The organism is Desulfobacterales bacterium (genome assembly GCA_034003325.1).
Taxonomy (GTDB): Bacteria; Desulfobacterota; Desulfobacteria; order Desulfobacterales; family JAFDDL01; genus JAVEYW01.
In genome coordinates this window covers 159,893-186,324 of sequence record JAVEYW010000005.1, presented here as the reverse complement: position 1 = coordinate 186,324, position 26,432 = coordinate 159,893, and the positions used below count along the sequence as shown (strand labels likewise).

At 51.2% G+C, this 26,432-nt stretch carries 20 protein-coding genes; 14 read left to right on the top strand and 6 right to left on the bottom strand.

Going from position 1 to position 26,432, the window contains the following annotated elements; genetic code table 11:
• Positions 1 to 160: 160 nt before the first annotated feature.
• The 6 genes from RBT11_07090 to RBT11_07065 all read left to right on the top strand — a co-directional run bounded on the left by RBT11_07090 (position 161) and on the right by RBT11_07065 (position 8,110).
• Positions 161 to 2,050 carry a GNAT family N-acyltransferase gene (locus tag RBT11_07090; GenBank protein MDX9786522.1) on the top strand — a complete coding sequence of 630 codons (1,890 nt, stop codon included), beginning with the start codon at positions 161 to 163 and terminating at the stop codon, positions 2,048 to 2,050.
• A 143-nt stretch (positions 2,051 to 2,193) separates the two neighbouring features.
• A complete protein-coding gene (locus tag RBT11_07085; GenBank protein MDX9786521.1) occupies positions 2,194 to 2,445 on the top strand; it encodes a DUF5132 domain-containing protein in 252 nt (83 codons plus the stop codon).
• Between the two features lie 47 nt (positions 2,446 to 2,492).
• The gene (locus RBT11_07080; GenBank protein ID MDX9786520.1) at positions 2,493 to 2,993 is read left to right on the top strand and encodes a hypothetical protein; all 501 of its coding nucleotides are present in this window, start codon (positions 2,493 to 2,495) and stop codon (positions 2,991 to 2,993) included.
• A 267-nt stretch (positions 2,994 to 3,260) separates the two neighbouring features.
• Positions 3,261 to 6,332: an HAD-IC family P-type ATPase gene (locus RBT11_07075; GenBank protein ID MDX9786519.1), complete on the top strand. Its 3,072-nt coding sequence runs from the start codon at positions 3,261 to 3,263 to the stop codon at positions 6,330 to 6,332.
• Between the two features lie 17 nt (positions 6,333 to 6,349).
• On the top strand, positions 6,350 to 7,531 hold the full coding sequence (gene metK / locus RBT11_07070; GenBank protein ID MDX9786518.1) for a methionine adenosyltransferase: 1,182 nt from the start codon (positions 6,350 to 6,352) through the stop codon (positions 7,529 to 7,531).
• Between the two features lie 195 nt (positions 7,532 to 7,726).
• Positions 7,727 to 8,110, top strand: a complete 384-nt coding sequence (locus RBT11_07065) for a hypothetical protein (GenBank protein ID MDX9786517.1) — start codon at positions 7,727 to 7,729, stop codon at positions 8,108 to 8,110.
• A gap of 38 nt (positions 8,111 to 8,148) precedes the next feature.
• Here the strand turns inward: RBT11_07065 and RBT11_07060 are convergent, their stop codons facing one another.
• Positions 8,149 to 8,517, bottom strand: coding sequence for a hypothetical protein (locus RBT11_07060; protein ID MDX9786516.1), 369 nt, complete (start codon positions 8,515 to 8,517; stop codon positions 8,149 to 8,151).
• 551 nt (positions 8,518 to 9,068) lie between these two features.
• On the opposite strand from RBT11_07060, the gene RBT11_07055 reads away from it, so the two are divergent.
• From RBT11_07055 to RBT11_07040, 4 genes are all read left to right on the top strand, one after another.
• On the top strand, positions 9,069 to 10,874 hold the full coding sequence (locus RBT11_07055; GenBank protein ID MDX9786515.1) for a GGDEF domain-containing protein: 1,806 nt from the start codon (positions 9,069 to 9,071) through the stop codon (positions 10,872 to 10,874).
• A 72-nt stretch (positions 10,875 to 10,946) separates the two neighbouring features.
• On the top strand, positions 10,947 to 11,195 hold the full coding sequence (locus tag RBT11_07050; protein MDX9786514.1) for a hypothetical protein: 249 nt from the start codon (positions 10,947 to 10,949) through the stop codon (positions 11,193 to 11,195).
• A complete protein-coding gene (locus tag RBT11_07045; GenBank protein MDX9786513.1) occupies positions 11,177 to 12,493 on the top strand; it encodes a radical SAM protein in 1,317 nt (438 codons plus the stop codon). Before RBT11_07050 ends, RBT11_07045 begins: the two co-directional genes overlap by 19 nt.
• A gap of 122 nt (positions 12,494 to 12,615) precedes the next feature.
• The gene (locus tag RBT11_07040) at positions 12,616 to 15,063 is read left to right on the top strand and encodes a glycosyltransferase (protein ID MDX9786512.1); all 2,448 of its coding nucleotides are present in this window, start codon (positions 12,616 to 12,618) and stop codon (positions 15,061 to 15,063) included.
• A 459-nt stretch (positions 15,064 to 15,522) separates the two neighbouring features.
• Here RBT11_07040 and RBT11_07035 read toward each other — a convergent pair whose 3' ends face one another.
• Positions 15,523 to 16,788, bottom strand: a complete 1,266-nt coding sequence (locus RBT11_07035) for a putative porin (protein ID MDX9786511.1) — start codon at positions 16,786 to 16,788, stop codon at positions 15,523 to 15,525.
• 142 nt (positions 16,789 to 16,930) lie between these two features.
• Here RBT11_07035 and RBT11_07030 point away from each other — a divergent pair, with 142 nt between their 5' ends.
• Positions 16,931 to 17,140: a hypothetical protein gene (locus RBT11_07030; GenBank protein MDX9786510.1), complete on the top strand. Its 210-nt coding sequence runs from the start codon at positions 16,931 to 16,933 to the stop codon at positions 17,138 to 17,140.
• Between the two features lie 327 nt (positions 17,141 to 17,467).
• Here the strand turns inward: RBT11_07030 and pstB are convergent, their stop codons facing one another.
• The 4 genes from pstB to pstC form a co-directional block, all read right to left on the bottom strand.
• Positions 17,468 to 18,214, bottom strand: a complete 747-nt coding sequence (gene pstB / locus RBT11_07025; protein ID MDX9786509.1) for a phosphate ABC transporter ATP-binding protein PstB — start codon at positions 18,212 to 18,214, stop codon at positions 17,468 to 17,470.
• A gap of 450 nt (positions 18,215 to 18,664) precedes the next feature.
• Positions 18,665 to 19,720, bottom strand: a complete 1,056-nt coding sequence (locus tag RBT11_07020; protein ID MDX9786508.1) for a PstS family phosphate ABC transporter substrate-binding protein — start codon at positions 19,718 to 19,720, stop codon at positions 18,665 to 18,667.
• Between the two features lie 140 nt (positions 19,721 to 19,860).
• Positions 19,861 to 21,144, bottom strand: a complete 1,284-nt coding sequence (pstA, locus tag RBT11_07015; protein ID MDX9786507.1) for a phosphate ABC transporter permease PstA — start codon at positions 21,142 to 21,144, stop codon at positions 19,861 to 19,863.
• A gap of 92 nt (positions 21,145 to 21,236) precedes the next feature.
• The gene (gene pstC, locus RBT11_07010) at positions 21,237 to 22,625 is read right to left on the bottom strand and encodes a phosphate ABC transporter permease subunit PstC (protein ID MDX9786506.1); all 1,389 of its coding nucleotides are present in this window, start codon (positions 22,623 to 22,625) and stop codon (positions 21,237 to 21,239) included.
• Positions 22,626 to 23,052: 427 nt separating this feature from the next.
• Between pstC and phoU the strand changes: the two genes are divergently transcribed.
• The 3 genes from phoU (at position 23,053) to RBT11_06995 (ending at position 26,397) form a co-directional block, all read left to right on the top strand.
• Positions 23,053 to 23,709 carry a phosphate signaling complex protein PhoU gene (gene phoU, locus RBT11_07005; GenBank protein MDX9786505.1) on the top strand — a complete coding sequence of 219 codons (657 nt, stop codon included), beginning with the start codon at positions 23,053 to 23,055 and terminating at the stop codon, positions 23,707 to 23,709.
• A 181-nt stretch (positions 23,710 to 23,890) separates the two neighbouring features.
• Entirely contained in the window at positions 23,891 to 24,583 is a 693-nt protein-coding gene (locus tag RBT11_07000) for a response regulator transcription factor (GenBank protein ID MDX9786504.1), read from the top strand.
• Positions 24,580 to 26,397 (top strand): ATP-binding protein, encoded by a 1,818-nt coding sequence (locus RBT11_06995; GenBank protein MDX9786503.1) that lies wholly within the window; start codon positions 24,580 to 24,582, stop codon positions 26,395 to 26,397. Before RBT11_07000 ends, RBT11_06995 begins: the two co-directional genes overlap by 4 nt.
• The last annotated feature ends 35 nt before the right edge of the window (positions 26,398 to 26,432 follow it).

Here is a 26,432-nt window from a genome sequence, read left to right as displayed (position 1 = left end):
CCATCTTGCGGTATATTAATCAAACGCTAGTAAAATAATAACGATCAGGGCCTATTCAATTCGATATCGGTTTCAAGGAAAAAAAAGCCCCTTGCCCGAAAAGCAACCCGAACGGAAAGGTGTGCCGCCGGTTCGTCAAACCTTATCATAGGAGAATAAAATGGAATCCGCCGAAAAACAATTGCTTCTCTTCCCGGAAACGATATCCCCCCATTCAATGACGTCGTTTATGCCAGAAAACGGCAAACGCGAACATCGCGTCCTGAATCTTCTCGCAAAACCGTTTGTATCGCTGACAGCCATTCAGCAATGCCGGCATCTGTATCAAACGCTGGATGCCAACCAAGGCCCTCGTGAATTCTTCGAGAGCATTTTAATCGCCCTCGATATTCAATTCTCCGTGAATGAAACGGAAAAGGCCGCTATCCCGAAAAAAGGCCCGCTGGTGATTGTGGCGAATCACCCTTTCGGCGCATTAGAAGGCATTATGCTGACGGCGCTGTTGCTTTCCATCAGGCCGGATATCAAGGTGATGGCGAATTTCATACTCGATCGGATTCCCCAAATGCGGGAATTATTATTATCGGTGGATCCGAACCCCTCCGAAAAATCAATGCATACCAATATCGGCCCCATGCGAAAAGCGATTCAATGGGTCCAACAGGGGGGCGCCCTGCTGGTATTTCCGTCTGGAACCGTTTCCCATTTGAGCCTTTCCCGGCGCGAAATATCCGACCCCGCCTGGAATACGGGCAGCGGCAAGATCATTCACAAAGCACAAGCTCCGGTTCTGCCGATTTTTATAGATGGCGCAAACGGAACATTATTTCAACTTCTCGGCCTCATTCATCCGGCCCTGAGAACCGCTCTGCTGCCACGCGAATTAGTAAATAAACGTAACCGGAAAATAACGATCAAAATCGGAAAGTTGATTCCTTATCCGCATCTTCGTGCAATCTGCGCGGAAGACCGGTTGATGGGTTACCTCAGATGGCGAACCTATTTACTCAGTCACGCCGGGAAAAGGCGCGCCGCTCCCCCTCACACAAACCCCGCTCAGGCATCGCACCGCAACCGGCCGGTCGCCGGGCCAATGGATCCGGTAGTTCTCCTGGCGGAGATAAACACGCTTCCGGTACGCCAGCAACTTATCACCAGCGGTCCGTTCACGGTTTGGCAGGCTTCCTTTGAGCAGATACCCCGCCTGATGATTGAAATCAGCCGTCTTCGGGAACAAAGTTTCCGGTTGGCAGGCGAGGGCTCCGGGAATGCCATCGACATGGACGCTTTTGATTCTCATTACCTTCATATCTTCATCTGGAATAATCAAACCCGTGAAGTGGTTGGCGCCTACCGTCTCGGCCGTACCGATATTATTCTCGATCGTTACGGTAAAAGCGGCCTGTATACCGCGACTTTATTTCATAGCCACACGGCTTTCTATGAAAAGATCGGACCGGCGCTTGAGCTGGGCCGGTCTTTTGTCCGGCCCGAATATCAAAAATCCTATTCTCCGTTATTGTTGTTGTGGAAAGGAATCGGTCATTTCATCGCCAGAAACCCGAAATACCGCATGCTGTTCGGACCGGTCAGTATCAGCCGCGATTACAGCGACTTTTCACGGCAGTTAATAACCACAACCCTGCTCTGGCATCATCACGCAGGCGATATTGCGGCCATGGTGAGGCCAAAATCACCGCCGGCCTTGAAACCGGTTCGGGTGAAAGGCTGTCAAGCGGATGATATGGAAAGTTTCTGCCGTGACATCCATGAGGTCAACGCCGTTATCTCCGATATCGAAATCGACAACAAGGGCATTCCGATTCTGCTGAAGCATTACCTGAATCTCGGCGGCCAGATACTCGCTTTTAATGTGGACAAACAGTTCAATCATGCATTGGACGGGCTGATTATTGTGGATTTATTTAAAAACGATCAAAAAACCCTTGCGCGATATATGGGAAAAGATGGCGCAGCGATGTTTTTCAATTTTAACCATTACCTTGCCGGAACGACCCATCGAACACATACAAACGCCAATGCCGCATGATCCAACGGCTTCTCTCCGACCAACCCGGGGGAACCCCTCATCCGGTAGGTAAAGTAATGAAAGTTTGTATCGACTTTTTTCGATTACGAATGATAGGGTAAAACCATGTGTCTCACACGATATATTTTAAAGGGAGGTGCAGCATGAAGATTTTCAGCGGCGGATTAAGTGTAGGCAACATTGCCATCGGCGCGGGTGTCGTGCTCCTTGCACCCGTTATTATTCCCGTAGTCGGCAGCATACTGAAACCTCTGGCCAAGGCCATCATCAAGGGCGGGCTGCTTGCCTATGAAGGGGTCAAGGTGACCATTGCCGAAACCAAGGAAACCCTCGAAGATTTGGCGGCTGAAGCCAAATCCGAGATTTTGCAGGCAAACGAAAGCACACCGGAATGACGCCGTTTCGATGACAACAGGCTTTAACCGAGTGCATTGGGATTGACATGTTACCGGAAGCGACGATTAAACACAGCCTGAGAAGACGGTTGCGTCTTCAAGTTATGTCGAAAAGAGGGGATTCAGCCTATTTTGAAAAGGTTGAAAATTGGCTTAAAGAAGCGCTTTCATCATCCACCATAACGGTTTCGGCGCTAACGGGCTGCTTGGTAATAGAGAACGACTCGGTCAACATTGAAGCGGTGCGTTCCATCGCATCCCAACGCCAATTATTTCTGATTACCCCCGGCACGCCGGCACCCAAAAAGCTTGCCGAACGCATCGCCGCGCCCATCAGAAAAGTAAATTGCGGAATTAATGTGCTGTCGGACGGTGCGCTGGATTTGCCTGGTGCACTGTTTCTCCTTCTCCTGATTTTTGGCGTGTGGGAATTGGCCATTGGTAATTTCAGACGACCACCTTGGTACACCGCGTTCTGGTACGCATTCGGACTTTTTTCAAAGTCGCTCTACGACGAATTAAACCGGACGATCGATATCGACAGGTAACAAACCCTGCGGGTTGTGTTTGGTTAAAGTTGCGCTCGTGCTTATCATGTCATGTTTCCATATGCGGTTCCCATTCCGCCCATGCGCCGCCAAAACTTAATTTGTTTTGTTGAATCGATTTTTTTTTCGACTAACCACCCCGATGTGATCATCGACTCTTTTCGAAAAGTTGCTGCCGCAGGATGCCGCCTTTAGAGCTGCGCAATCGCCGCCAGTTCGAGGTTTTTCTATCATTCCAACTTCATTTAATGCCGTCGGATGTTTAGCATGCCATCGATTCAACCCCTCCATACCAAGGTGAGCGGTCGCGCCCGTTTTAAAATTCCGGGTCTTCGACACGAACCGGGCGTCAAACAATACCTGGAGCATCAGCTAAGCCGTGATTCCGCTATTATTAAGGCATCTGCAAGCTGTATTACCGGCAACCTGCTGGTGTCTTACAATTCGAATAACAATCACCATTCGGTTGCGGTAATCATTCAACAGATCGTTCAAACATATATCCAGGACTCGGAAAATTCCGTTGTTTCGCAACGAGTGATTCGACCTCGAAGGGGTGACAACTCGAAAGGGAAACAAAGACAGGCGCGCCCAAAAACAAATTCAACCCCATTGCCGATACCGCCGGAAACAGGTGACAATCCAAAATGGCATTTAATGGAAAGCCGATCCATTCTTGAAACGCTTCACTCTTCCGACAAACTCGGATTGTCCGATCGATTCGCCGATTCCCTTCTGAAAGAATACGGCCCGAATCTGCTGCCTGAAGCCGAACCGAGATCCGGCTGGCAAATCTTTTTGAATCAGATGAACAGCCTGCCCGTTTATCTTTTGGGCGCTGCGGCCGGGGTGTCGGTATTGACCGGAGGGCTATTTGATGCGGCTGTGATCATGGGGGTGGTGGTCGCCAATGCGGTCGTCGGCTATTTTACGGAAAGCGCGGCGGAAAAAACCATCCATTCGCTCAAAAGCCTGGTACGACCCCATGCCGAGGTGATACGCGATGGCAAAACAAGGGCGCTTCCCGTCCAATCCGTCGTGGCTGGTGATATACTCGTCTTTAAACCCGGCGCTTATGTCGCCGCGGATGCTAGAATTCTTTCGGCGGCTCATTTAAGTATCGACGAATCCATGCTCACCGGCGAAAGCCTGCCGGTGGATAAGCATGCCGGACGGTTAACAGCGGCCGATATCGCGCTGGCAGACCGTACCAACATGGCTTATATGGGAACACTGGTCACCGGCGGGCAAGGCCTCGCCGTGGTGGTTGCAACCGGCGAAGCCACTCAAATCGGTCATATTCAGATGATGCTCAACCGGACGGAAACGCCGGAAACGCCGATTGAACGGCAATTGAGGCAAATGGGGGACCATCTGGTGCTCATGTGCGGGGGTATCTGCAGCGTCGTGTTTCTCATCGGCTTGCTTCAGGGATATGGTTTTCTAACCATGTTGCGAATGGCCATATCCCTGGCGGCGGCCGCCGTTCCCGAGGGGTTGCCGGCTGCCGCCACCATCAATTTCGCTCTCGGTATTAAAAAACTGCGCAAGCATCGCGTGTTGATCCGGCATTTACATGCGGTGGAAACATTGGGCGCCGTTCAAGCCATATGTATGGACAAAACGGGAACCATTACCCGTAATCTCATGACCGTTCAGCGCATCTGCGCCGGGGAACATTGCTACAACGTCGCCAACGGTCGTCTGACCGCCGGCAATGCCTCATCAGCCGATCCATCGACCGATGAGGGCCTGTTACAACTCATTACAGCCTGCGCCCTATGTCATGAGGTTAAGCTCAACGGGACGAATGCATCGGGACAAATCGAGTTGTTCGGCTCCGCCACTGAAAAAGCCCTGGTGCAACTGGCCATCGATGCCGGCTTTAACATTCACCGAATGAATCATGATTATCGCCGATTGGAGATCAATCACCGATCCGAAAACCGCCTTTTCATGAGCACGTTGCACAGAACGCCTGAAAATGACCGGATAGGTTACACCAAGGGAAGCCCGCCGGAAGTTTTGGCCATGTGCAGCAGCGAGGCTGTAAACGGCGCTGTACAGCCGTTGACGGACGCAAGGCGGCTCTCGATCGAATCCGAAAATGAAAAGATGGCTTCGGCGGCGCTGCGCGTGCTTGGGTTTGCTTATAAGCGGTTTTCAGATGATACGGGAGTGGAGAACGATTCAGATTTGGTCTGGCTGGGATTGGTGGGAATGGCGGACCCGATTCGACCGGGGGTTCAGCCGTTGATTCAGGTATTCCATCGCGCCGGTATCGACACCATCATGATCACCGGCGATCAAAGCTCGACCGCCTTTGCCATTGCTGAACAATTGAATCTGGCCGCTGACGGGCCTATCGAAATTCTCGACTCATCGAATCTGTCCGCTGTAAATCCGGAAACCCTCAAGGCGCTGGCCACCAAGGCTCACGTTTATTCAAGGGTCAGTCCCGCGCACAAGTTGCAGATTGTCCAAGCGCTGCAGTCAGCCGGCGTCACTGTGGCCATGACCGGAGACGGCATTAACGATGGCCCCGCGCTCAAAGCCGCGGATATCGGCATTGCAATGGGCAAAACAGGCACCGATGTGGCCAGGGATGTCGCAGATATGGTACTGGAGGAAGATGACCTGGAAACACTGGCGCTGGCGCTAAAAGACGGCCGGACCATTCATGTCAATATTCGCAAATCGGTTCACTTTTTTCTGTCCACCAACATCAGCGAAATCATACTGATGACGGCCGCCATGGCCTTGGGCATCGGGTTCCCGTTAAACGTCATGCAACTGTTATGGATCAACATTATTTCCGATATCTTTCCCGGGCTGGCCCTTGCGATGGAGGAGGCCGAAGACGATGTAATGAGCCGGCCCCCGCGCCAGACGGCCGCGCCCCTCTTTTCAGCCGGTGATTTCCTTCAAATGACCCGCGAGTCCGCGGCCATCACCGGCGGGGCCCTGGCCGCATACGGCTATGGGATTGCGCGATACGGACTCGGAAGCGGGGCTGCTTCGTTGGCCTTTCAGAGCCTCACCATCGCACAACTGCTGCACGCGATCAGTTGCCGCTCGGAGCATGCCAGCTTGTTCGGCCGAAGGAAGACGGCCGCCAACCCCTATCTGCGCATCGCGGTCGGCGGCTCTCTGGCCTTGCAGGCGCTGACAATGGTCTTTCCGCCGCTTCGCTCGTTGCTGGGCCTTAAGGCGCCCGCCCTGATGGATCTGGCCGTTATCGCCGGCACCTCCGTTTTACCCCTGTTGTTCAATGAAGCGGCAAAAACGAAATCCCATATTCGAAAACCTGAAGTAGAGGGTGCAAAGACACCTGTTTAACGCCATGGGGAGCTATTATGATTGATAATTTTGTTTTCACCTCCGAATCCGTAACCGAAGGCCACCCCGACAAGCTATGCGATCAGGTCAGCGATGCCGTGGTGGATCATTTTCTCGCGCTTGAACCCTGTTCAAAGGTTCGCTGCGAGTGTGCCGTTTCGGGCGCCATCGTCTTTATCGCTGCGCGATTTGCTTCCACCGTTACCGTAGATTTGACGCATGTGGCCAGAAAGGTCATTAAACGGATCGGGTATGATCAGCCGGAATTCAACCCGAAAAACTGCAGTATTCTCACGTCGCCGCAGGCCGCGGCGATCGATGAAAGCAGCCGTTTTGACGAACGCACCCTTTCGGATTCCGAAATAAACAACATCCCGGCCAGAAACCAGGTGACTGTATTCGGATATGCCACAAACGAAAGTCCCGTACTTATGCCGCTGCCCATATTTCTGGCCAATCGGCTAACGCAGCGCTTGAGCGCAGTTAGAAAAGAAAGGGTGCTTCCCTACCTCATGCCGGACAGCAAGGTTCAAGTGGGCGTAGAATATAAGCAGCGAATACCGTATCGAATTCACAGCATCACGATGGAAATTCACACGCGACACTTGAGCAACCCGAATACGGAAATTCTGAAACAGGATCTGCTCGATGCGGTCGTCACCCCGGTGTTTCATTCCATGGCGATTACACCCGATGAGAAAACATGGGTGAATGTCAACCCCGACGGCCCTTATTTGGGTGGTCCTTTAAATCATTCCGGGCTAACCGGCCGGAAGAACGCCGTTGACACCTACGGCGAGTACGCCCGCCAAAGCGGTAAGGCCCTCAGTGGTAAAGACCCGATGCGGGTGGATAGGATCGGCGCCTACGCGGCCCGGTATGCGGCCAAGAACCTGGTGGCGGCCGGTTTGGCGACATCCTGCGAAGTCGCGGTGAGCTATGCTAACGGTCTGGCCGCACCGGTATCGATTATGGTCAACACCTTCGGCACGGGACGAGAATCAGATCAACATCTAACCGATCTGGTTCAGGAGCGTTTTGAATTCAGACCGGCCGGCATTCTGAAGGCATTTGAACTCAGGCATCTGCCTGCCCGGCATCCGGATGGCTTTTTTCAAAGGCTGTCGTCCTACGGCCATTTCGGGCGGGAAGATATTGCGCTTCCATGGGAAAAAACGGGCGCAATCGACCCGTTGTAAGCTAAAGCGATCCTTTTGGAGGTTATTATGAGTTTTTTTTGGATTTCCGTAAGCGGCTTAGGGGGGCTCCTTTATCTTCTATTAAAGGGTATAAACACTTTAAAACGAAAAAAATCCCGACCGGCAGGTGACGTAAATTCCATTGTGAGGATTCGGGAAAATGTTGAAAACGCCTTGGCTTCCGGAGACATAACGATGATGACCGCGCTGCTTGAGGCGACAAACGACCCGTTGCTTCAAGACGCGCTTCTTACACGAATTGTTGCCATATATTATCGCATGCGATCCGAACCAGCCGCCAGAGAGGCCTTCTACCGCTACTCGGGCCGGCACATCGACATGATTCCCACCGTGCTGACAGCAATCGGCCAATCCGGAAATGACCGCCCCGGGCGCATTGAAACATTTAAATTGGCGGCTATCGCAATGGAAGAAGATAAACGTTATGATGAAGCGATTATCCTCTGTAACAAGGCGTTGTCGTATGGATTAAAAAACGGAACAAAAACAGGCTTTGAAGGAAGGATTGGTAGACTTGAAAAAAAACGAAATACTGCCCGCACCTCCGATTCCGGATAAAAGGCGTTACCCCTGGACCTGCATTCGGATGATGCGAACTAAATTAACGCCGCAATGAACGCCAGTCCACTGTCTTCCAGAACCCTGCCGACGGCCCAGCCAAAAAAGGCCCGACCCACCTTGCGAGCCGCCTTGTGACTGGCCTGCTGAATTTGTGCATCAAGCGTGATGGCGCGCCCCTCACTATAGAACCCATGATGTTGCAACACGTTAAACAGCTCTTGCGAGTTGATAACGGCTGCATCATAAGTAATAACGACGCTTCCGGTCAACGGATTCACCTCGACCCTTTCCGTTCCGCGAATATCCAAAATCGTTTTGACCGCATCCACCTTTCGGGGATTGTTCCGTATCGCGGGAATCCGTATTCGCAATCTTCCCGGTGTATGATGAACATAGTAGCTCATTGATACCTCCTTATTCCTCTTTATTCTGGATCTTTACAAACGTTTTACATTCGGGATAATACTTACATCGATATCGCGTCAAGGCCGCCTCCCGTTTATAAACATGCATCGGTGCATTACATACCGGGCATCGAGGTCGACTCAAGATATCTGCCGGCCTCCCTTCAACGACATACTGCCGGTTACAACTCAGACACAAGCGCCTCTTTTTACCATTCTTTACCCGGCCGTATTGGTAATATGCCGTGGATCCGCAGGACGGGCATTTAACTGTTTCTTCCACCATGGCGCCTTTTCTCTCTTCATTGATACGCCATAATTATGTCGGCTCTGTTTGGTTTTTATTAAGATTATGCAAAATATTTATGTTGTTGATGTCATCCCGGGATTCCCGTAACGAATGAGTCCATCGGTCAGAATCAGAAAGCCGGCGTAATCTCTTTTTAACACAACCATCATTGAACCCAAATATTGGTCCGATATTTTCCCGCACGGTTCATGTAGGAAGTATAACTGCACGATAGCGCCAATTCGGCGCAGGAAAGGGATGTATGAATAACGACGCGATCAGCAACGATTGGCTCGATAGAATAGAACGCATTGACTTTGCGTTTCAGCCCATCGTGAATATTCATTCCGGTGTCTGCTACGGATACGAGGCGCTCTTGCGCAACTGGGAAGCCGCCGGCTTTACGTCGATCGGGAATTTATTTGACCGGGCTTTCAACGAAAATATACTTCATCAGGTAGATTTACGGCTCAGGGAAAAGGCCATCCATAAATTTGCCGATATCGCGTGGTGCCGGTTCACCAAATTATTTTATAATCTCGATAACCGTCTTTTTGATTCATCGGATTATAAAAACGGTCAAACCATTCGACAGATGGAGAAGCTGGGGCTGCCACATACCTGCCTTTGTTTTGAAATATCAGAAAAGCACCAACTGGCTGACGGGCAAAAGGCTGCGGCAACCTTTTGCACCTATCGAACCCAGGGGTTCAGAATCGCGGTGGATGATTGCGGCAGCGGCTTTTCGGGGTTGAAACTGTTATATTACGCTGAGCCGGACTATATTAAGATCGACCGTTTTTTCATCATGGACATCGAAACGGATGCCAAAAAGCGGCTTTTTGTCTCCAGTATCGTCGAAATCGCCCATCTGATGGGAGCGGTGGTAGTGGCTGAAGGCGTGCAAACCCGCCAGGAGTTTTACGGCTGCCGAAGCATCGGGTGCGACCTGGTGCAAGGCTATCTCGTGCAAAAACCACAAACGGACATTTCCGAATTACAAAAAAAATATGACACCATCGAGCTGATGAGCCAGTCGGACAGGCGATATGACACCACCATTGATCAAACCCTGATTAAAACGGAAATGCGTCATCTGCCGCCTATTCAAGAGGATCAGGATATCATCACCGTTTTTGAAAAATTTCGGGAAGACAAAAACTCGCCTTTTTTCCCCGTCATCAATCACAACGGGGAGCCGCTTGGCATCATTCGCGAGTCGGCATTCAAGGATTATGCCTATTCCCGTTACGGCCGGCAACTTCTGGAAAATCCGACGTTCGGGAAAAGCCTTTCCCGCTTTATCAGCAAATTTCCCGTTGCGAGTTTAACAACTTCCATTGAAAAAGTGTTGAAAATTTTTGCACAGAACGAAACCTTGGAAGGGTTGCTTATTTTAGAGGATCTAAAGTACATCGGCTTTTTAAGCGCTCAATCCCTATTGAAGATTCTGAACGAAAAAAACCTCTCCATCGCCAGAGATCAGAACCCGCTGACAAAACTTCCCGGCAATACGATTATCTACGAATATATCTCCACGGCACTCAGCGACCTTGAGAACCAATACTATTGTATTCATTTTGACTTTGATAATTTTAAGGCGTTTAACGACAAATACGGGTTCCGGCACGGCGATCGGTTGATTCTGCGGTTTGCCGAGCTTCTCAGTAGCTTCGATGAGTTCGCGGGTAAGCTGGTGGGGCATATCGGCGGAGACGATTTTTTCCTCGGGCTGAAAAACCTCGTATCCCCAAAGGTCATCACCGGCGTTCGGCGGTTAGCCGCCCAATTTAAAAATGACGCTGAAAGCTTTTATGAGCCCGAGGCCGTCCGGGATGGATTCATTTTGACTCGGGATCGGGAAGGCCAGGAGAAGAAAATACCGCTGTTGACCGTGAGCACGAGCATCTTGGTATTGCCCCCCGGGGATCGCGGTGTCTATTCTGTCGAAAACATCGGCACCAAATTGGCCGCCATGAAAAAGACCGCCAAACAATCCGACGATAAGCTGTGCATCAGCGAAATCGCACCGGAGTTCCCGAGATTGGGGCTTCGACTGGCCAACTAATGCTGCTTCGGCAATAATATCGTTTGGCTTGGATGCGCATCCCGTTCACCGGAAAAAGAAAAGAGGTAGAAAATGGCAAAGAGCATTAAAGAAATCAAGCGCGATATTTTATTCAAGTTCAAAACCATGAGCAGTGAACGACATATTCTCTCCGGGTTATGGCTGCGCAGGGAATACCTGGAAAAACTGTCCCGAATTGAAAAACAACTGTTTGAAACCGCCGTGAACGAACTATCGGCCATCGGAATAATCGAATACAAACTCAACCCCTTCTCAAGCCTTAGATTAACCGCCAAAGGAGAATGTCTTCTCTTCCAATGACCGCTCACGGCAAAATTAAAGCAACCCGAATCTTATCCATGCTGCGGCACAAAAGGCTTCCCGGCCAACTGGTGATTCAGTTGACCGATCGATGCAATGCCCGTTGCCCTCAATGCGGCATGCGCGTCACCGAACCCTTTGACCGATCGAGCTTATCCGTCGAAAGGATCAAGCCGATGCTTCGGGCTGCCGCTGAAAAGGGTTTTGCGGCGGTCTCCTTTACGGGCGGCGAACCGCTGTTGCGTCTCAAAGAGCTGACAACGCTGATTTCTTACGCCGGCGCGCAAGGGATTCCCTGTATTCGGACCGGCACCAACGGCTTTATCTTTCAATATTCGCAATCCCCCGAGTTCAGCTCAAGAATCGCTCGCGTCGCCGATGCCCTTGCGGAAACCCCCTTGCGAAATTTTTGGATCAGTATTGATTCCTTCATACCCGAAGTTCACGAGGGCATGAGGGGGTTTAAGGGCATTATTCGGGGATTGGAAAAGGCGTTGCCGATTTTTCACGCGCGCGGCCTGTACCCTTCCGCAAACCTCGGCATCAATCGCAACCTGGGCGGGCATCTCACGCGGGAGCTTAGCCGTACGCAGTTTCATTGTGAGGCGGCGTATCTGGCCGAATTTTACACACGCTACCTTAACGCCTTTCATAGGTATTATCGTTTTATCCTTTCACTCGGTTTTACCATTGTCAGTGCATGCTACCCGATGAGCCTTGGAAACAGCGAAACCGACAGCGGGTTATCTCCCGTATACGCCGCCACCGCGGTGGACGACATCGTGCGATTTACAAATTACGAAAAAGCACTATTATTTAAAGCGCTTGGAGAGACGGTCCAAGCCTTTCGCGCCGATATTCGTATTTTCACACCCCTTTGCTCACTCGATATGCTTGAAAATCAGTGTGGCGACCTGTTCGGCAACACGTATTCATGCCGCGGCGGGATCGACTTTTTCTTCGTCAATGCATCACAGGGCGATACCTTTCCCTGCGGTTACCGGGGTATGGAAAATCTCGGCAAATTTCAACAGCTGAATCAGACCGCCATCAATACTTCGGCAAGCTGCACGGCCTGTGACTGGGAATGTTTTCGCGATCCATCAACACTTTCCGGTCCCTTTCTGAACGGGTTGTTCGCGCCGGTTCGGGAATTGAAAAAATGGGTCAAATCCCCCCGATTTTACCGCCATTGGCTTCAGGATCTACTCTATTACGGCGCCTGCGATTTTTTTAACGGTCGCATGCCGCCCCGCCCGGAACGCCTGCGTGTCTTTAAACAGGGAAAACGCACCTAATCCTTTTTTATTTCACCCCTAATGCCGGCCAAATACGAAGGTGCTTTTGATAACACAATATATTGAAGTCCGTTTACCGGGCATAGACTTGTCTATTCAGACCGAAAAGGAGACCATACAGCATGCGAATTGATTTTCATGTTCACTCTAAGAGCTCAAAACGCCCTTCCCAGTGGATTCTTCAAAAAATAAATTGCCCCGAAAGCTTTACCGAGCCGACATCTCTATATAACACGGCCAAAGCGCGCGGAATGACGCATGTCACCATCACAGATCATAACAGCATCGAAGGCGCTCTTGAAATCGCGCATCTCCCCGACACCTTCATCAGCGAAGAAATCACCACTTATTTCCCGGAAGATAATTGTAAACTGCATGTTCTGGCGCTTAATATCACGGAAGCGCAGCACAACGAAATTCAGCGACTGCGTCAAAATGTGTTTGAACTGGTCGAATATCTGAACCTAGAGCGGATTTTAAATATCGTGGCCCATCCGCTCTATGCGATCAACGGGAAACTCTCCATCGCGCATTTTGAAAAAATGCTTCTCCTGTTTAATTATTTTGAAATCAACGGCTCTCGCAATAAACGTGAAAATGATTGCTTATCCGCCATCCTGGGCAATCTGAAACCCGAGAATATCGATCAATTATCAGAAAAACATCATCTTGAACCGAAATTGAACCGGCCCTGGCAAAAGCGCCTTTTCGGCGGTTCCGATGACCATAGCGGGTTAAATATCGCCCGCACCCACACGCAAATTCCGGGGGTGGAAACACTCGACGATCTTTTTAGCACCGTTGAGTTACACGCCTTCACCGTGCATTCGGAGCCGGCAACCCCCAAAACCATGTCGCATAACCTCTACGGCATCGCCTACCAGTATTATCGCAACAAATTCAACCTGCAGCACCGCTACGCCGAAAAAGACATCCTGATGCGATTTCTGGATCGTTCCCTGCGCGGAGAGGGCGAAGCGTCAGCCGGTATTTTGTCAAAGCTCTACTACCTGTGGCATTACCGTAAACAGAAAAAGGAAACGGCACCGGTCTCCGAATCCCTGCTCGATCTGCTGAAATATGAAACCCGGCGCATGATTCAGGATAATCCGGACCTCCTCGCGCCGGCCGATGCACTGCCGGGGGATGGCCAAAAAGAAGAACTGCGATGGTTCAACTTCGTCAATGACGCCGCCAACCGGGTCATGGTCCATTTCGGCGATTCTCTTCTCGATCAACTTTCCGGCGCCAATGTCTTTAACCTGTTTCACACCATCGGTTCCGCCGGCGGCCTCTACACGCTGCTGGCCCCCTATTTTGTTGCCTATACCCTTTTTTCCAAAGACAAGGCATTGAGCGATGACATTTATCAGCGGTTTGGAACCCCGGCGGATCATGCCGCCGTCCGCGGGAAAACCGCCAATGTCGTTCATTTCACCGATACCTTTTACGATGTCAACGGTGTTGCCCAAACGCTTCAGCAGCAGATTAAGATGGCGATCAAGTTCGGAAAAAACCTCACCGTCATCACCTGTGAATCCCAAAAACATCCCTGCGGCTTGGGCCTGCGCAATTTCGAACCGATCGGCGTTTATGAGCTGCCCGAATATCCGGATCAAAAAATCTATTATCCCCCCTTTCTCGAAATGCTCGACTATTGCTATGAAAATCAGTTCACCCATATTCACTCGGCCACCCCCGGCCCCGTGGGATTGGCCGCATTGGCCATCTCCAAAATCCTGCGTTTGCCCTTTATCGGCACCTATCATACCGCCATTCCGCAATATGCCCGCATCTTGACCGGCGACAATGCGATCGAAGAGCTGATGTGGCGGCTCATATTATGGTATTATGACCAGATGGATGTGGTTTACGCACCATCGGAAAGCACTCGTAAGGAGTTGGTCGATAAAGGCCTTTCAGATGAGAAGATAAAGCTGTATCCCCGCGGCATCGATATCAACTTCTTTCATCCGTCCAAGCGAAACGGGCATTTGAACCAACATCTCGAGTACCCGAACATTTTAAAATTGTTATATGTCGGGCGCATCTCCAGGGAAAAAAACCTTCACCTTCTGGCAAATGCCTTTAAAGCACTGGCTGAAAGGCATTTAAACCTGTCCCTCGTCATTGTTGGAGACGGTCCCTATCTGGAAGATATGAAAGCGTCCCTGAATGGATATCCGTGCCTCTTCACCGGGTACATGGAGGGCGACGCTTTGGCCGAACTCTATGCGTCTTGTGATTTATTCGTTTTTCCCAGCACAACGGACACCTTCGGCAATGTGGTGCTGGAAGCACAAGCCTCCGGACTTCCGGTCATTGTAACGGACCAGGGCGGCCCCTGTGAAAACCTGCTGCCGAATATTACGGGCCTCATCGTGGCCGGTGATGATGAAGCGGCGTTGGAAGAGGCCATTCATTCCCTCATTACCGATTTAAAACGGCTGACGCAAATGGGACGCGATGCCCGGGACTATATGGAAAAAAGATCTTTCGAAGCCGCCTTTATGCAATCGTGGGAGATGTACGATGAGGGCCTTTGCCATTCACACAGTATCGCCGTTTAAGGGCATCCTTCACGGATTACACGGTGCAGGGAGCGAACCTGTGCGTGCGCCTATTGCCGTTTTGGTCGCCACTGTAGGGAGCAGACCTGCGTGTCTGCCCCCGTAAATCATGATGCATCCCCGCCAAACCAGGGCGGACACACAGGTCCGCCCCTACGTTTCCCCGTACGTTGCCCGCGACAGTTACCATGGATGTTGTTTTCATTAACCAACCGGCAATACTCCCATTCGAAACCGAACAACAGCGCCTCAACCTCCTATCGGTTGGGGCGCTGTTGTTTTTAGCCGTCAACACGCTGCTGTATCACAAAAAGAAGGCGACGGTCCCCACCCTTTTATTCCGGTGGAATCCGCCGCCTCATGTTCACTCAACGATGACCTTCGGGTTTCAACGTACCGGGCGGTGAGGAATTATTTCACGCCGGCGCTTTCAAGCCGGAAAGCCGATGGTGTTCTTCTTTAGAACTTATAGACGACATCGCATTGATAAAGATCAACGTCTTTCTGGTTTTCCCTTGCATCGGCTTCATAAAAGAAGGCCGTAACGCCGGTGCTGATATTTTTCGTCATGCTGTAAGAAGCGCTGATTTTATGCCCCTTTAAGTCTGTAGAGCTCAAACCCGCGCCAAAATCGGAATCTTTCAATCCGCCATAAAGGGAATCCGCGCCGACAACCGCATAGGCATATCCAACCTTGAACAACTTCATGATTTTTGCGTCCAACCCGATCAGCCATCCCAGATCCTCATCCCCGGGGTTCAGCGTACCGCCCAGTTGACCCTCTCCATCCTCACCATCCGCTCCGAAATTGCACCAGATATGCCCATAGGGGGTTAATTTGACCGCACCGGCCGGAATGGTTGCCTCAACATAAAGATCGCCGAGCTGATAATCATAATCGGGGTTGGGTGCTTGTTCATCACTGAATTCACTATCGAAATGCTGGTATCCCACAGCGGCCAACAATTCGACTTCTCCAATTATATTTTCATAGCCGACCTGGCCACCGAGGAGCATGGCCGTGTCTTTGTCGTTTTTATAAAAACGAACCCCGTAGGCGCCCAAGGTGGCAAACACACCAACATCACTTTTATATTTGGCGGTAAAACCGGTCGGTCTCAAATCGCCGTCCCAATATAACCAAGAGGTCTCAAATGGATTTTTTTGCTGACCGAGAATAAAAGAAAATGACTCCATCTTATGCTTGGCATAGGCATAATCGAGCCGAATGTCACCAGTCTCGAACGGAGATTCTTCCCCCCAGGTGTCGTTGGTGCTGGTGCCATCGATACCGCCCGTGGCCAAGCCCGCGCCTATCTCCCAGTTTTCGGTTTTGTTTTTCCAAACACCGCCCACGCGAAACCGGGTTCGCCACCGATTCTGAGCATCGTAATCATCGGCAGGATTGTCCCGATCCATTCTTTCATAACGGACCCTTAAATCCCCCTTTATTTCAAGCTGGTCGATCAGTTCATTGGCAAGGGAAACCTTTGCGCTTTCCCCGGTTGCGATCTTGGTATCGACTTTTTCCTCTATCTTCTTATCCAGTGCATCTCCGGTCGCGCCTTTGAGTTGTTGAATTTCCATTTCCTGGAATTTCACCTTTTGCTTCAGGTATTCAAGCTCCCGAAGGATCAGCTCCTGATTATAATCCGCTGCTCCCGCAAACGGTGCTATCAACAAAAGTGCCGCCAACGCGAAGAATAGTGCCAACCTCTTTTTCATGAATCTCCTCCTTTAAATTAAATAGATAAATACTTCCAACCAGATAATGACCTTCTTCCTGTTTTTTTTGCCCTGCCCCCATCGATTGAGCCGGTTATATGAGCTATGACCGCCATGGGAAATCAGAGAGACGGTTTTACTTTTGGACGAGTTTTGTTTTGGCAAGATTAAAGAAGGATTAGTCCTCTATGAGCCGGTTTATTTTGATCTTCTTTTTGCAGTGGTGCCCAAACGCGAATACGAAAAGGACCATTACCGGTTTGTTTATGAAAACAACATCCATGGCGTCGCGGTCAACGTAGGGGCGGACCTGTGTGTCCGCCCTGGGTTGGGCGGGGAGCGTGCACTATGATTCACGGGGGCAGACACGCAGGTCTGCCCCTACAAAGGCAATAGGCGCGCGCACAGGTTCGCCCCTATACCGTGTTGATCCAGAGGTGTTAACAAACCGGTAATGCGCCCACACGAAAGCTTTAAAAAAACAACGTTCGATTCGGAACAACCGATGGTCTACCGCCTGCCATCAAAAGCAAGGCTAACTCGTTTCAAACAATTTATTTCGGCGTTTTTGGATAAAATACGCGGCGTGTGTTGGGGGGATAAAGTGTGTATCATCGGAGAAGGCCGTTTGCCGCCAAGCAGCCCAGCCGCCCAGCTTCCAGCGTTTAGTACGACCAAATCATCCGAACCGCCCGGTGATGTAATCTTCGGTAAGCTGATGCCGTGGCTTGGTGAATATTTGAATGGTCGTGCCCACCTCGATCAGATCGCCCAAGTGAAAATAGGCGGTTCGCTGGGAAACGCGGGAGGCTTGTTGCATGGAGTGCGTCACGATGACAATGGTAAATTGTTCTCTTAGCTCGTCAATCAAATCTTCGATCTTTGCCGTGGCGATCGGGTCAAGCGCGGAACAAGGTTCGTCCATCAGAATGACTTCCGGGCTCACGGCAATGGTTCTAGCAATGCACAACCGCTGTTGCTGGCCGCCGGACAACCCGGTTCCCGGGTGATCTAGTTGGTCTTTGACTTCATTCCAGAGCCCTGCTTTTTTCAGGGAAATCTCGACCAGTTCGTTCAACTCCGCCTTGTTTTTCGCCAGGCCGTGAATTCTCGGGCCATAGGCCACATTATCGAAAATCGACTTTGGAAACGGGTTCGGTTTCTGGAACACCATTCCCACCTGCGCACGCAGGGGCACCACATCGACTTTTTCCCCGTAGATATCCATTCCGTCCAGGGTGATCTGTCCGGTGACGCGGCACCCGTCAATGGTATCGTTCATTCTGTTCAAGCATCGAATAAACGTGGACTTCCCGCAGCCTGAAGGCCCGATCATGGCGATCACTTCATTGCGTCCGATATCCAAAGACACATTTTTAATCGCTTGTTTTTCCGCGTAATAAACATTCACATTCCGACACGCCATGCGCGGATTTTCAACCTGCCACTCGCCCACGGTTTCCCGTACATCACGGCCGACGGCGATGCCGCCTTCCGCTCTTTCCGCTGTCGGCTTGACGCTTGCCCGCCCCGGTATGGTCGTACGGTCTTTCATTTCCAAAATCGATTCCATTTAACCCGCTGATTAAAAAAATTTTAAGACGGAACTGCCGTGCCCTTGACGGTACAATGTCACCGGTCCTTCGTCAAGTTTACACAACCCCTTTGGGGTTGATGGTTCATTGGTTTGTTCGTGGTTTACCCAGGGTAGCGGCCTGCGCCGCAACCCTGGGCTATGTTACATAGCCCCTTTGGGGCATTCAGTTTTTGTTCATCGCTACGGCCGTTTTTATCCTGGCCTCATAGACGGATAAGCAAAGCAAACATAATGCCTAAACCATCGATAGAATAAATACACCGTGGTTCTTTGACACCCTTATTTCATGCTGACCGGGACGAGGTGTTTCGCGTTGTCGCTGTATTGTTTCCGTTCCGCGTCCGGCATCGGAATCAAACCCTTTTCACTCAAATACCCTTCCGGTCCCCAGGCTTTTTCACTCGTAAACTCTTTGAGATATTCCCGAATACCCGGGATGACATCGACATGGGCTTTTTTGACATAGAAAAACAGGGGCCTGGATACGGCGTACTTGCCGGAGGCAATCGCATCGAAATTCGGTTGAACGCCTTCGATGACGGAGCCCTGAATTTTATCCTGGTTTTGTTCCAGAAAACTGTAGCCGAAGATACCGAACGCATCGGGATTGGCGTCGAGTTTTTGCACGATCAGGTTGTCGTTTTCACCGGCTTCAACATAAGCACCGTCTTCACGAATCGTATGGCAAATGGATTTGAACTTTTTCTCGTCCGACTTTTTCAATGCCTTAATCCACCCGAACGCTTGCCCGCCTTCTTCCATGGCCAGTTCCACAAACGCATCCCGAGTACCGGAGGTCGGCGGCGGTCCGAGAACTTCAATTTCTACATCCGGCAGAGAGGGGTTGACACTTTTCCAAGTTTTATGCGGGTTGGCCACAAGCTTTCCCTCTGTTTTGGCGTCGGGCACATCCTTGGCCAATGCGAGAAAAATTTCTTTTCGGGTCAGCTTCATCACGGGTGCTTTCTTGGAATTGGCCACCACGATGCCGTCATACCCGATTTTAACCTCAACGATTTCTTTTACGCCGTTTTTTTCGCAGCTTTCACACTCGGACTTTTTGATCGCCCGGGAAGCGTTGGTGATATCGGGGTGCTCAACACCGATACCGGCGCAAAAAAGTTTAAAGCCGCCGCCCGTTCCGGTGGATTCGATTTTGGGCGTTTTAAATGAGGTTGTTTTTCCGAACTGTTCGGCCACGACGGTCGCAAACGGGTATACCGTTGATGAGCCGACAATGCTGATATAGTCCCGCGCCGATTCCGCATGCGCCAGACCCAGTGATCCGGCAATAAAGAGAGCCGCCGTAAACGTACCGATTTTCCTTTTCAACATTTCTTTTTTCCTCCTTAAGCGTTTGGTTTATATTCCGCGACGAGTTCGCTAACGTCGGTTCATATTCGTATTTCAATATTCAAACAATGTTAGCGCCGAATGATTGTTTTATTAGCGGCGCTCGCCTTCAACTTGTATTTCTACCAGCGACGCTCAAAGCGGCGCCTTAAAATGACGGCCGCTGAATTCATAACAATCAAGAAGGCCAGCAACACCATGGTCGCTGCAGACGTTTTTTCAATAAAAGCCCGCTCAGGGCTATCCGCCCATAAAAAAATTTGAACGGGCAACACAGTGGCGGGGTCCGTGATGCTGCCGGGAATATCCACAATAAACGCAACCATGCCGATCATCAACAAAGGAGCAGTTTCCCCCAGCGCCCGCGCCATCCCGATAATCGTTCCGGTCAACATGCCGGGAAGCGCCAAAGGCAACACATGGTGCATGACCGTCTGCATCCCCGAAGCCCCGACACCCAGGGCGGCCTCTCGAATAGACGGCGGCACCGCCTGAAGCGCCGCTCGACCGACAATAATGATCGTGGGTAAGGTCATGAGCGTCAACACCAGCCCCCCCACAATGGGCGCCGAGCGGGGAAGACCGAAAAAATTCAAAAAAACGGCCAGTCCCAGCAATCCGAACACGATGGAGGGCACGGCGGCCAGATTGTTGATATTGACCTCGATCAGATCCGTCCACTGGTTTTTGGGCGCAAATTCTTCCAGGTATACGGCTGCGGCCGCACCGATGGGAAAGGAAAGGATGAGGGTGACGATCAGCGTCAGGAAGGACCCCACCACCGCCCCCCAGATACCGGCCAGCTCGGGTTCTCTGGAATCACCTCCGGTAAAAAAGGTCCGGTTAAATCGTTTTTCAAGGCGCCCTTCGGATTGAAGCCGCGATATCCATTCCAATTCCTTTTCGCTCAAGGGTCCGCCATGGTCTTTGCCATTCGCGGATCGAAAATGCCCCTTTACCACCATGTCCACATTGTCATCCGCCGGCACCCACAGGGTCCGGGTGGTTCCGATAAGGCCCGTATCTTTCAAAATGCTCGAGCGAATCTGAAATGCCGCCCCTGAGCTCACCAACCGATACAGCTTGCGTTTATCCTGCCGTGTTTCAACTTCGGGGAAAAGCTGTTCCAAAGATCGTTTCACCAGCCGGTTGTAATCCGCATTTGCCAGCGCCGTCTGGTCCAGCATCGAGGGGTCCATGAAAACATTCAATTGAATGAACGTCTGTTGAAAAGCCGTATACCCTTTTCCGATAATACTGATAAACAGTAAGGACAAAAAGCCCAAACTGGCGGTAATGGCGATCATCCCGTAGAGACGAAACCGGCGCTCGGCACGATACCGCTTGGGGAGCCTCCGGTTGACAATGTCGATAGTGCTGACCGGCTTTTTATTTTCCTGAGTCATGGCTTTTATTCCCGCGTCTGTTTTACCGAAAGCTGTCAGCTATCAGCTTTCAGCTATCAGCTATCAGCTACCAGCTACCAGCTTCCTCTATTTCACTCGTATTGTTCCCGGTACTTTCTAACCACATGCAGGGCCACAATATTGAGCACCAAGGTGACAGCAAACAGCAGCAGCCCAAGCGCAAAGGCCGCCAGTGTTTTGGGGCTGTCAAATTCCTGGTCCCCCACCAACAGCGTGACAATCTGGACCGTCACGGTGGTGACCGTTTTCAACGGGTTTACCGTCATATTGGCCGCAAGTCCCGCCGCCATCACCACAATCATGGTTTCCCCGATGGCTCTGGAAACAGCCAGTAAAATCCCGCCGACAATCCCTGGCAGCGCCGCCGGCAACACCACCTGTTTAATCGTCTCGGATTGGGTGGCGCCCAGCCCGTAAGCCCCGTCCCTTAACGATTGCGGCACCGCGTTGATCACATCATCGGAAATGGATGAAACAAACGGAATGATCATGATGCCCATGACGGCGCCTGCCGCCAACGCACTTTCCGAAGCCACCTCCAGCCCCATGGACGTGCCTACTTCTCGAATAAACGGCGCCACCGTCAGTGCGGCAAAAAAGCCGTACACGACGGTCGGAATGCCGGCCAGAATTTCCATAAGGGGTTTCGCAATGGTTCGAAGCTTTTTACCCGCGTATTCTGAAAGATAGATGGCGGCCATCAACCCGATGGGCACCGCCACGATCATGGCGATACCCGAGATAAGCAGCGTGCCGACCAGAACCGGAACCGCACCGAAGGCGCCGGATGACCCCACCTGATCGACCCGAATCGCCATCTGCGGACTCCAGCGAAGTCCGAAAAGAAAGTCTGAAAGCGGCACCACATGAAAAAATCGAATCGCTTCATAGAGGACGGACATGATAATGCCGATGGTCGTTAAGATGGCGATGCAGGAACAGGCGATCAGCAGTAGCTTGATAACTTTTTCCACATGGTTTCTTGCTCTCATCGCGGGCTTTATTCGATTGCGGATCATTCCGATGCCCAGCATCCCGACGCACACCGCGCATACGATCAGCGCGGCATTGCTGGTTGCTTTGAGATTTCGATAATGGTCCGCGGCGCTTCGCAGGGTGTCATCCACCTGTTTGGAAAGAATATTGCCGTCAACCAGATTGAGAATATCGTTAATGACGAGATTGCGCCTGTTTTCAGGCAATTCTCGTATCTCCGGAGGCAAATCGGCAATGACCAGATGCGTGATGATGCCGGATTCAAACGCCATCCAGCCGCACAGAACCGCAAGGGCGGGAAGTCCACACCAAAGGGCCGTCAGCATGCCGTAATAAGTAGGCCGGGAATGAAGCGTTTTTGTTTTTGACACACCCTCGGCAACGGCGAAGGCGCGTTTTTTGCCGATGAAGTAGCCAAAAATCGATAGCAGAAGAATCGTGAGCATCAAAGTAAAAGGTGACATAAAAGCGCCCTTTGTGTTATCGTTCGAAAATAGCTGCAAAGATCATCATGCCGGCAAACCGGAAGACTGATTTTCCAATGGCCGACATTGCCGTTACGTTAAAAAATAATTGTTAGCATACGATTAGCATCCCATTAGACCTTTGTAAGGTGTCATCGTCAGCTGGCGGTTTCCGAATGACTTGTCGCAATTCTTGGGAGCGCTTATCCCCCCTAATCCGGCAAAGCTGGGATGCTGGGATGCTGGGATGCTTAAGAGCCATCTTTCACCTTCGGCGAATATACACGTAAAAGCGTGCATGTTTCTGGTAAAGGGCCTAATCAAACAAAAGCGCGAATCTAACATGGATCTAACATAATAGCTGTATCCAGAGCTGAGGCAAGAGAAGGGTTTCATGCAATCGGGTTGCATCGAATAGGAAAACAACATGAGAAAACATTTTCAAAGAGAGCTGGAACAGATTAAAAAAATGGTCCTGGCGCTTGGCGCGGTGGTGGAGGACAGGGTCCACATGGCGGACCGGGCGATCGCTGATTACGATGCGCAAATAGCCGCAAAAATAATTGCCACGGATTATGAGATCGACGAGATGGAGGTCGAGCTGGAGGAAGAATGCCTCAAGGCCCTGGCCTTGCACCAACCGGTGGCGGCGGATCTTCGATTTCTGGTGGCGGTCATCAAAATCAACAACGATCTTGAAAGAATCGGCGATGAAGCGGTCAACATCGCGCAACGGGTTGAAATTCTGGCCCAGCAAAAAGAGAACACCTTTCGCTTCGATTATGCTTCCATGATGAGCAAAGTCATCTACATGCTGAAAACCAGCCTGGATGCATTGGTCAACATGGATCTGGATCTGGCCTATCGCGTATTGACCCTTGACGATGAGGTGGATAAATTAAAGGTCACCGCGTATGACCGTATCAAAGCGGCCATGAATACGCGCCAGGGAAGAGTCGGTTATTATATTAATCTGCTGCTGATTTCACGCCATTTGGAAAGAGCGGCGGATCATGCCACCAATATCGCCGAAGAAGTGGTCTATATGGTCGAGGGAGATATCGTCCGGCACACGAAAATATGACGGCGGGTTGCGGCCGACGTAGGGGCGGACCTGTGTGTCCGCCCTGTTTTGGCGGGGGGCGTGCACCATAATTCACTGGGGCAGACACGCAGGTCTGCCCCTACAATTGCGAGGTGTTAACAATCCGGTAATGCTCCCGTTGCAATTTCATCTTGAAGCACTTCACGGTTGAAGGTAAATAATGGGAAAAGCAAAAATATTGATCGTCGATGATGAAGAAGACATCCAGGAGCTGGTGCGGGTCAATCTCGAAAAGGAAGGCTATGAAACCGCCTGTGCCGAAACCGGGGAAAAGGCGCTGAAGCTTGCCAACCGGGACAACTTTGATCTGATTGTGCTGGATCTGATGTTACCCGGGCTCGATGGCCTTGAAGTATCGCAGCAACTTAAAGGCAATCCCGCCACGAAGAACACGCCCATCGTCATGTTGACCGCCAAGGGAGAGGAAGCGGACGTGGTGACGGGCTTGGAGCTCGGGGCAGACGATTACATCACCAAGCCCTTTTCGCCCAGAATTCTGCTGGCTCGCGTCAAAGCCGTGCTGCGCCGCAAGGGACGGATTAAAGAAGAGGTCAACGACATTATTCATATTCGCGAGCTGCTCATTCATCCCGGACGACGTGAAGTCCTGTTGGACGGACAAGCCGTGGATTTAACGTATACCGAGTTTCAGGTCCTTTATTATCTGGCCAAAAGACCGGGCTGGGTATTAACCCGGACGCAAATCGTGGATGCGGTCCGCGGCAACGACTATCCGGTAACGGATCGAAGCGTGGATGTGCAAATCGTCGGCCTTCGCAAAAAGCTGGGTGCTTACGGGGACCTCATTCAGACGGTCCGGGGCGTCGGATACCGATTCAAGGAAGCGGAATGAAAAAAAAAAGACGATTAATCTGGCAACTTTATCCTTCCTATCTGCTGCTGATTCTCTTATCCCTGTCCGCGGTCGGTTGGTATGTAACCCGCTCTTTTCACCATTTTTTCATCAACCGCATTCAAAATGATCTTCAATCCCAGGGCCAATTTCTGAAATACCAGCTCTCCGGGCTTATCTCCCCGTTCAATGCCGAAGCAGTGGACCGGCTGTGCAAGGCGGTGGGGAAAAATGTTGCCACTCGCATCACCGTTATTCTTCCGGACGGCACCGTTGCCGGGGATTCCAATGAAATGCCCGTTCACATGGAAAATCACGGCGGGCGAAGGGAAATTCAACAAGCTCTGACCGGGAAAATCGGCTCCGCCATTCGGTACAGCAAAACCCTTCAACAAAACATGATGTATGTCGCGCAACCGGTGTCGAATGGTGATAACACCGCGGCCGTCATTCGAACTTCCGTGCCGCTCACGGCCGTGGAACATGAAATTCAATCGCTTCAGATCAAGGTGTTACTCGGCGGATTTATTATCGCCGTAGCCGCATCTGGGCTGGGACTTTTCGTTTCCAGGCGCATCAGCCTGCCGATTGAGAAAATGACCAAAGCCGCCGAACGCTTTTCCCAGGGCGATCTAAAGCAGCGCCTGGATCCGCCCGGCACGATCGAACTGGCCGGTCTGGCCAATGCGCTCAACCAAATGGCCATGCAGTTGGAAAATAGAATTGAAACGGTCATCAACCAACGAAATGAATACGAAGCGGTGCTCACCAGCATGTTGGAAGGGGTTATCGCGGTGGATATGCAGGAGCGGATTTTAAGTATGAACGGTGCTGCGACCCGCATGCTGAACCTAAGAACCGCTGATTTAAAAGGAAGAAATATTCTCGAAGCCATTCGCAACCGGGATGTCTATGCGTTTATCACCGAGGCCCTCGCCACCGGAATTTACAAGGAGGGCGATGTGGTGGTGCACCAGCAGGGGGAACAAGTCCTAAATATACAATGCACCCCGTTGTGCAATGCGGGAAACCAGCGTATCGGCACCCTGGTGGTACTAAACGATGTGACCCGGTTGCGCAATTTGGACACTGTTCGACGTGAATTTGTGGCCAATGTATCCCATGAAATCAAAACACCGTTAACCGCCATCAAGGGGTTTGTGGAGACGCTGTTACAGGGAACCGCCGAGACCGAAGAAGAAAAGTCCCGGTTTCTCGGCATCATTAAAAAACATGCGGATCGAATGGGCGCCATCATTGAAGATCTGCTCTCGCTGGCCAGATTGGAGCAAAAGGACGGCATCGATCTTGTTTCGGTTGAATCCAGACGGTTGAAGGACATTATCGACACCGCGATTCAGATCATTAAAGGCAAAGCCGAGGAGAAGAAAATCGTCTTCGAGGTGGTCGCGGACCCCGATATTCGCGCAAATTTGGACGGCACGCTTATAGAACAGGCCATCGTCAATCTTCTGGATAACGCCGTCAAATACAGTCCGGTGGCCAGCCGGGTTCAGGTCCATGCAGCGCAATCCGAAGATGAGATTCGCATCCACATTACCGATGCCGGCCCCGGCATTCCCAGTCAACACCTGCCTCGAATTTTCGAACGGTTTTACCGCGTGGATAAGGCGCGAAGCCGCAAATTGGGAGGAACCGGCCTGGGATTGGCCATTGTCAAGCACATCTGCCAGGTTCACGGCGGCAATTGTCAGGTCGACAGCGAGCTGGGCAAAGGGACCACCTTCACCATTGCAATTCCCAAAAACCCCGTCCTACAATCCGAAGAAAAACCATTGAATGCGACCTTCTAGCGCTCAGTAGGTTTTGCAATCGCACCTTGCTTCTT

What these genes read in the sequence shown, in the direction of transcription:
- RBT11_07090 (MDX9786522.1), top strand. Translation starts at nt 161, where the DNA reads ATGGAATCCGCCGAAAAACAATTGCTTCTCTTCCCGGAAACGATATCC.
- RBT11_07085 (MDX9786521.1), top strand. Translation starts at nt 2,194, where the DNA reads ATGAAGATTTTCAGCGGCGGATTAAGTGTAGGCAACATTGCCATCGGC.
- RBT11_07080 (MDX9786520.1), top strand. Translation starts at nt 2,493, where the DNA reads ATGTTACCGGAAGCGACGATTAAACACAGCCTGAGAAGACGGTTGCGT.
- RBT11_07075 (MDX9786519.1), top strand. Translation starts at nt 3,261, where the DNA reads ATGCCATCGATTCAACCCCTCCATACCAAGGTGAGCGGTCGCGCCCGT.
- metK (MDX9786518.1), top strand. Translation starts at nt 6,350, where the DNA reads ATGATTGATAATTTTGTTTTCACCTCCGAATCCGTAACCGAAGGCCAC.
- RBT11_07065 (MDX9786517.1), top strand. Translation starts at nt 7,727, where the DNA reads ATGATGACCGCGCTGCTTGAGGCGACAAACGACCCGTTGCTTCAAGAC.
- RBT11_07060 (MDX9786516.1), bottom strand. Translation starts at nt 8,517, where the DNA reads ATGAGCTACTATGTTCATCATACACCGGGAAGATTGCGAATACGGATT.
- RBT11_07055 (MDX9786515.1), top strand. Translation starts at nt 9,069, where the DNA reads ATGAATAACGACGCGATCAGCAACGATTGGCTCGATAGAATAGAACGC.
- RBT11_07050 (MDX9786514.1), top strand. Translation starts at nt 10,947, where the DNA reads ATGGCAAAGAGCATTAAAGAAATCAAGCGCGATATTTTATTCAAGTTC.
- RBT11_07045 (MDX9786513.1), top strand. Translation starts at nt 11,177, where the DNA reads ATGTCTTCTCTTCCAATGACCGCTCACGGCAAAATTAAAGCAACCCGA.
- RBT11_07040 (MDX9786512.1), top strand. Translation starts at nt 12,616, where the DNA reads ATGCGAATTGATTTTCATGTTCACTCTAAGAGCTCAAAACGCCCTTCC.
- RBT11_07035 (MDX9786511.1), bottom strand. Translation starts at nt 16,788, where the DNA reads ATGAAAAAGAGGTTGGCACTATTCTTCGCGTTGGCGGCACTTTTGTTG.
- pstB (MDX9786509.1), bottom strand. Translation starts at nt 18,214, where the DNA reads ATGGCGTGTCGGAATGTGAATGTTTATTACGCGGAAAAACAAGCGATT.
- RBT11_07020 (MDX9786508.1), bottom strand. Translation starts at nt 19,720, where the DNA reads ATGTTGAAAAGGAAAATCGGTACGTTTACGGCGGCTCTCTTTATTGCC.
- pstA (MDX9786507.1), bottom strand. Translation starts at nt 21,144, where the DNA reads ATGACTCAGGAAAATAAAAAGCCGGTCAGCACTATCGACATTGTCAAC.
- pstC (MDX9786506.1), bottom strand. Translation starts at nt 22,625, where the DNA reads ATGTCACCTTTTACTTTGATGCTCACGATTCTTCTGCTATCGATTTTT.
- phoU (MDX9786505.1), top strand. Translation starts at nt 23,053, where the DNA reads ATGAGAAAACATTTTCAAAGAGAGCTGGAACAGATTAAAAAAATGGTC.
- RBT11_07000 (MDX9786504.1), top strand. Translation starts at nt 23,891, where the DNA reads ATGGGAAAAGCAAAAATATTGATCGTCGATGATGAAGAAGACATCCAG.
- RBT11_06995 (MDX9786503.1), top strand. Translation starts at nt 24,580, where the DNA reads ATGAAAAAAAAAAGACGATTAATCTGGCAACTTTATCCTTCCTATCTG.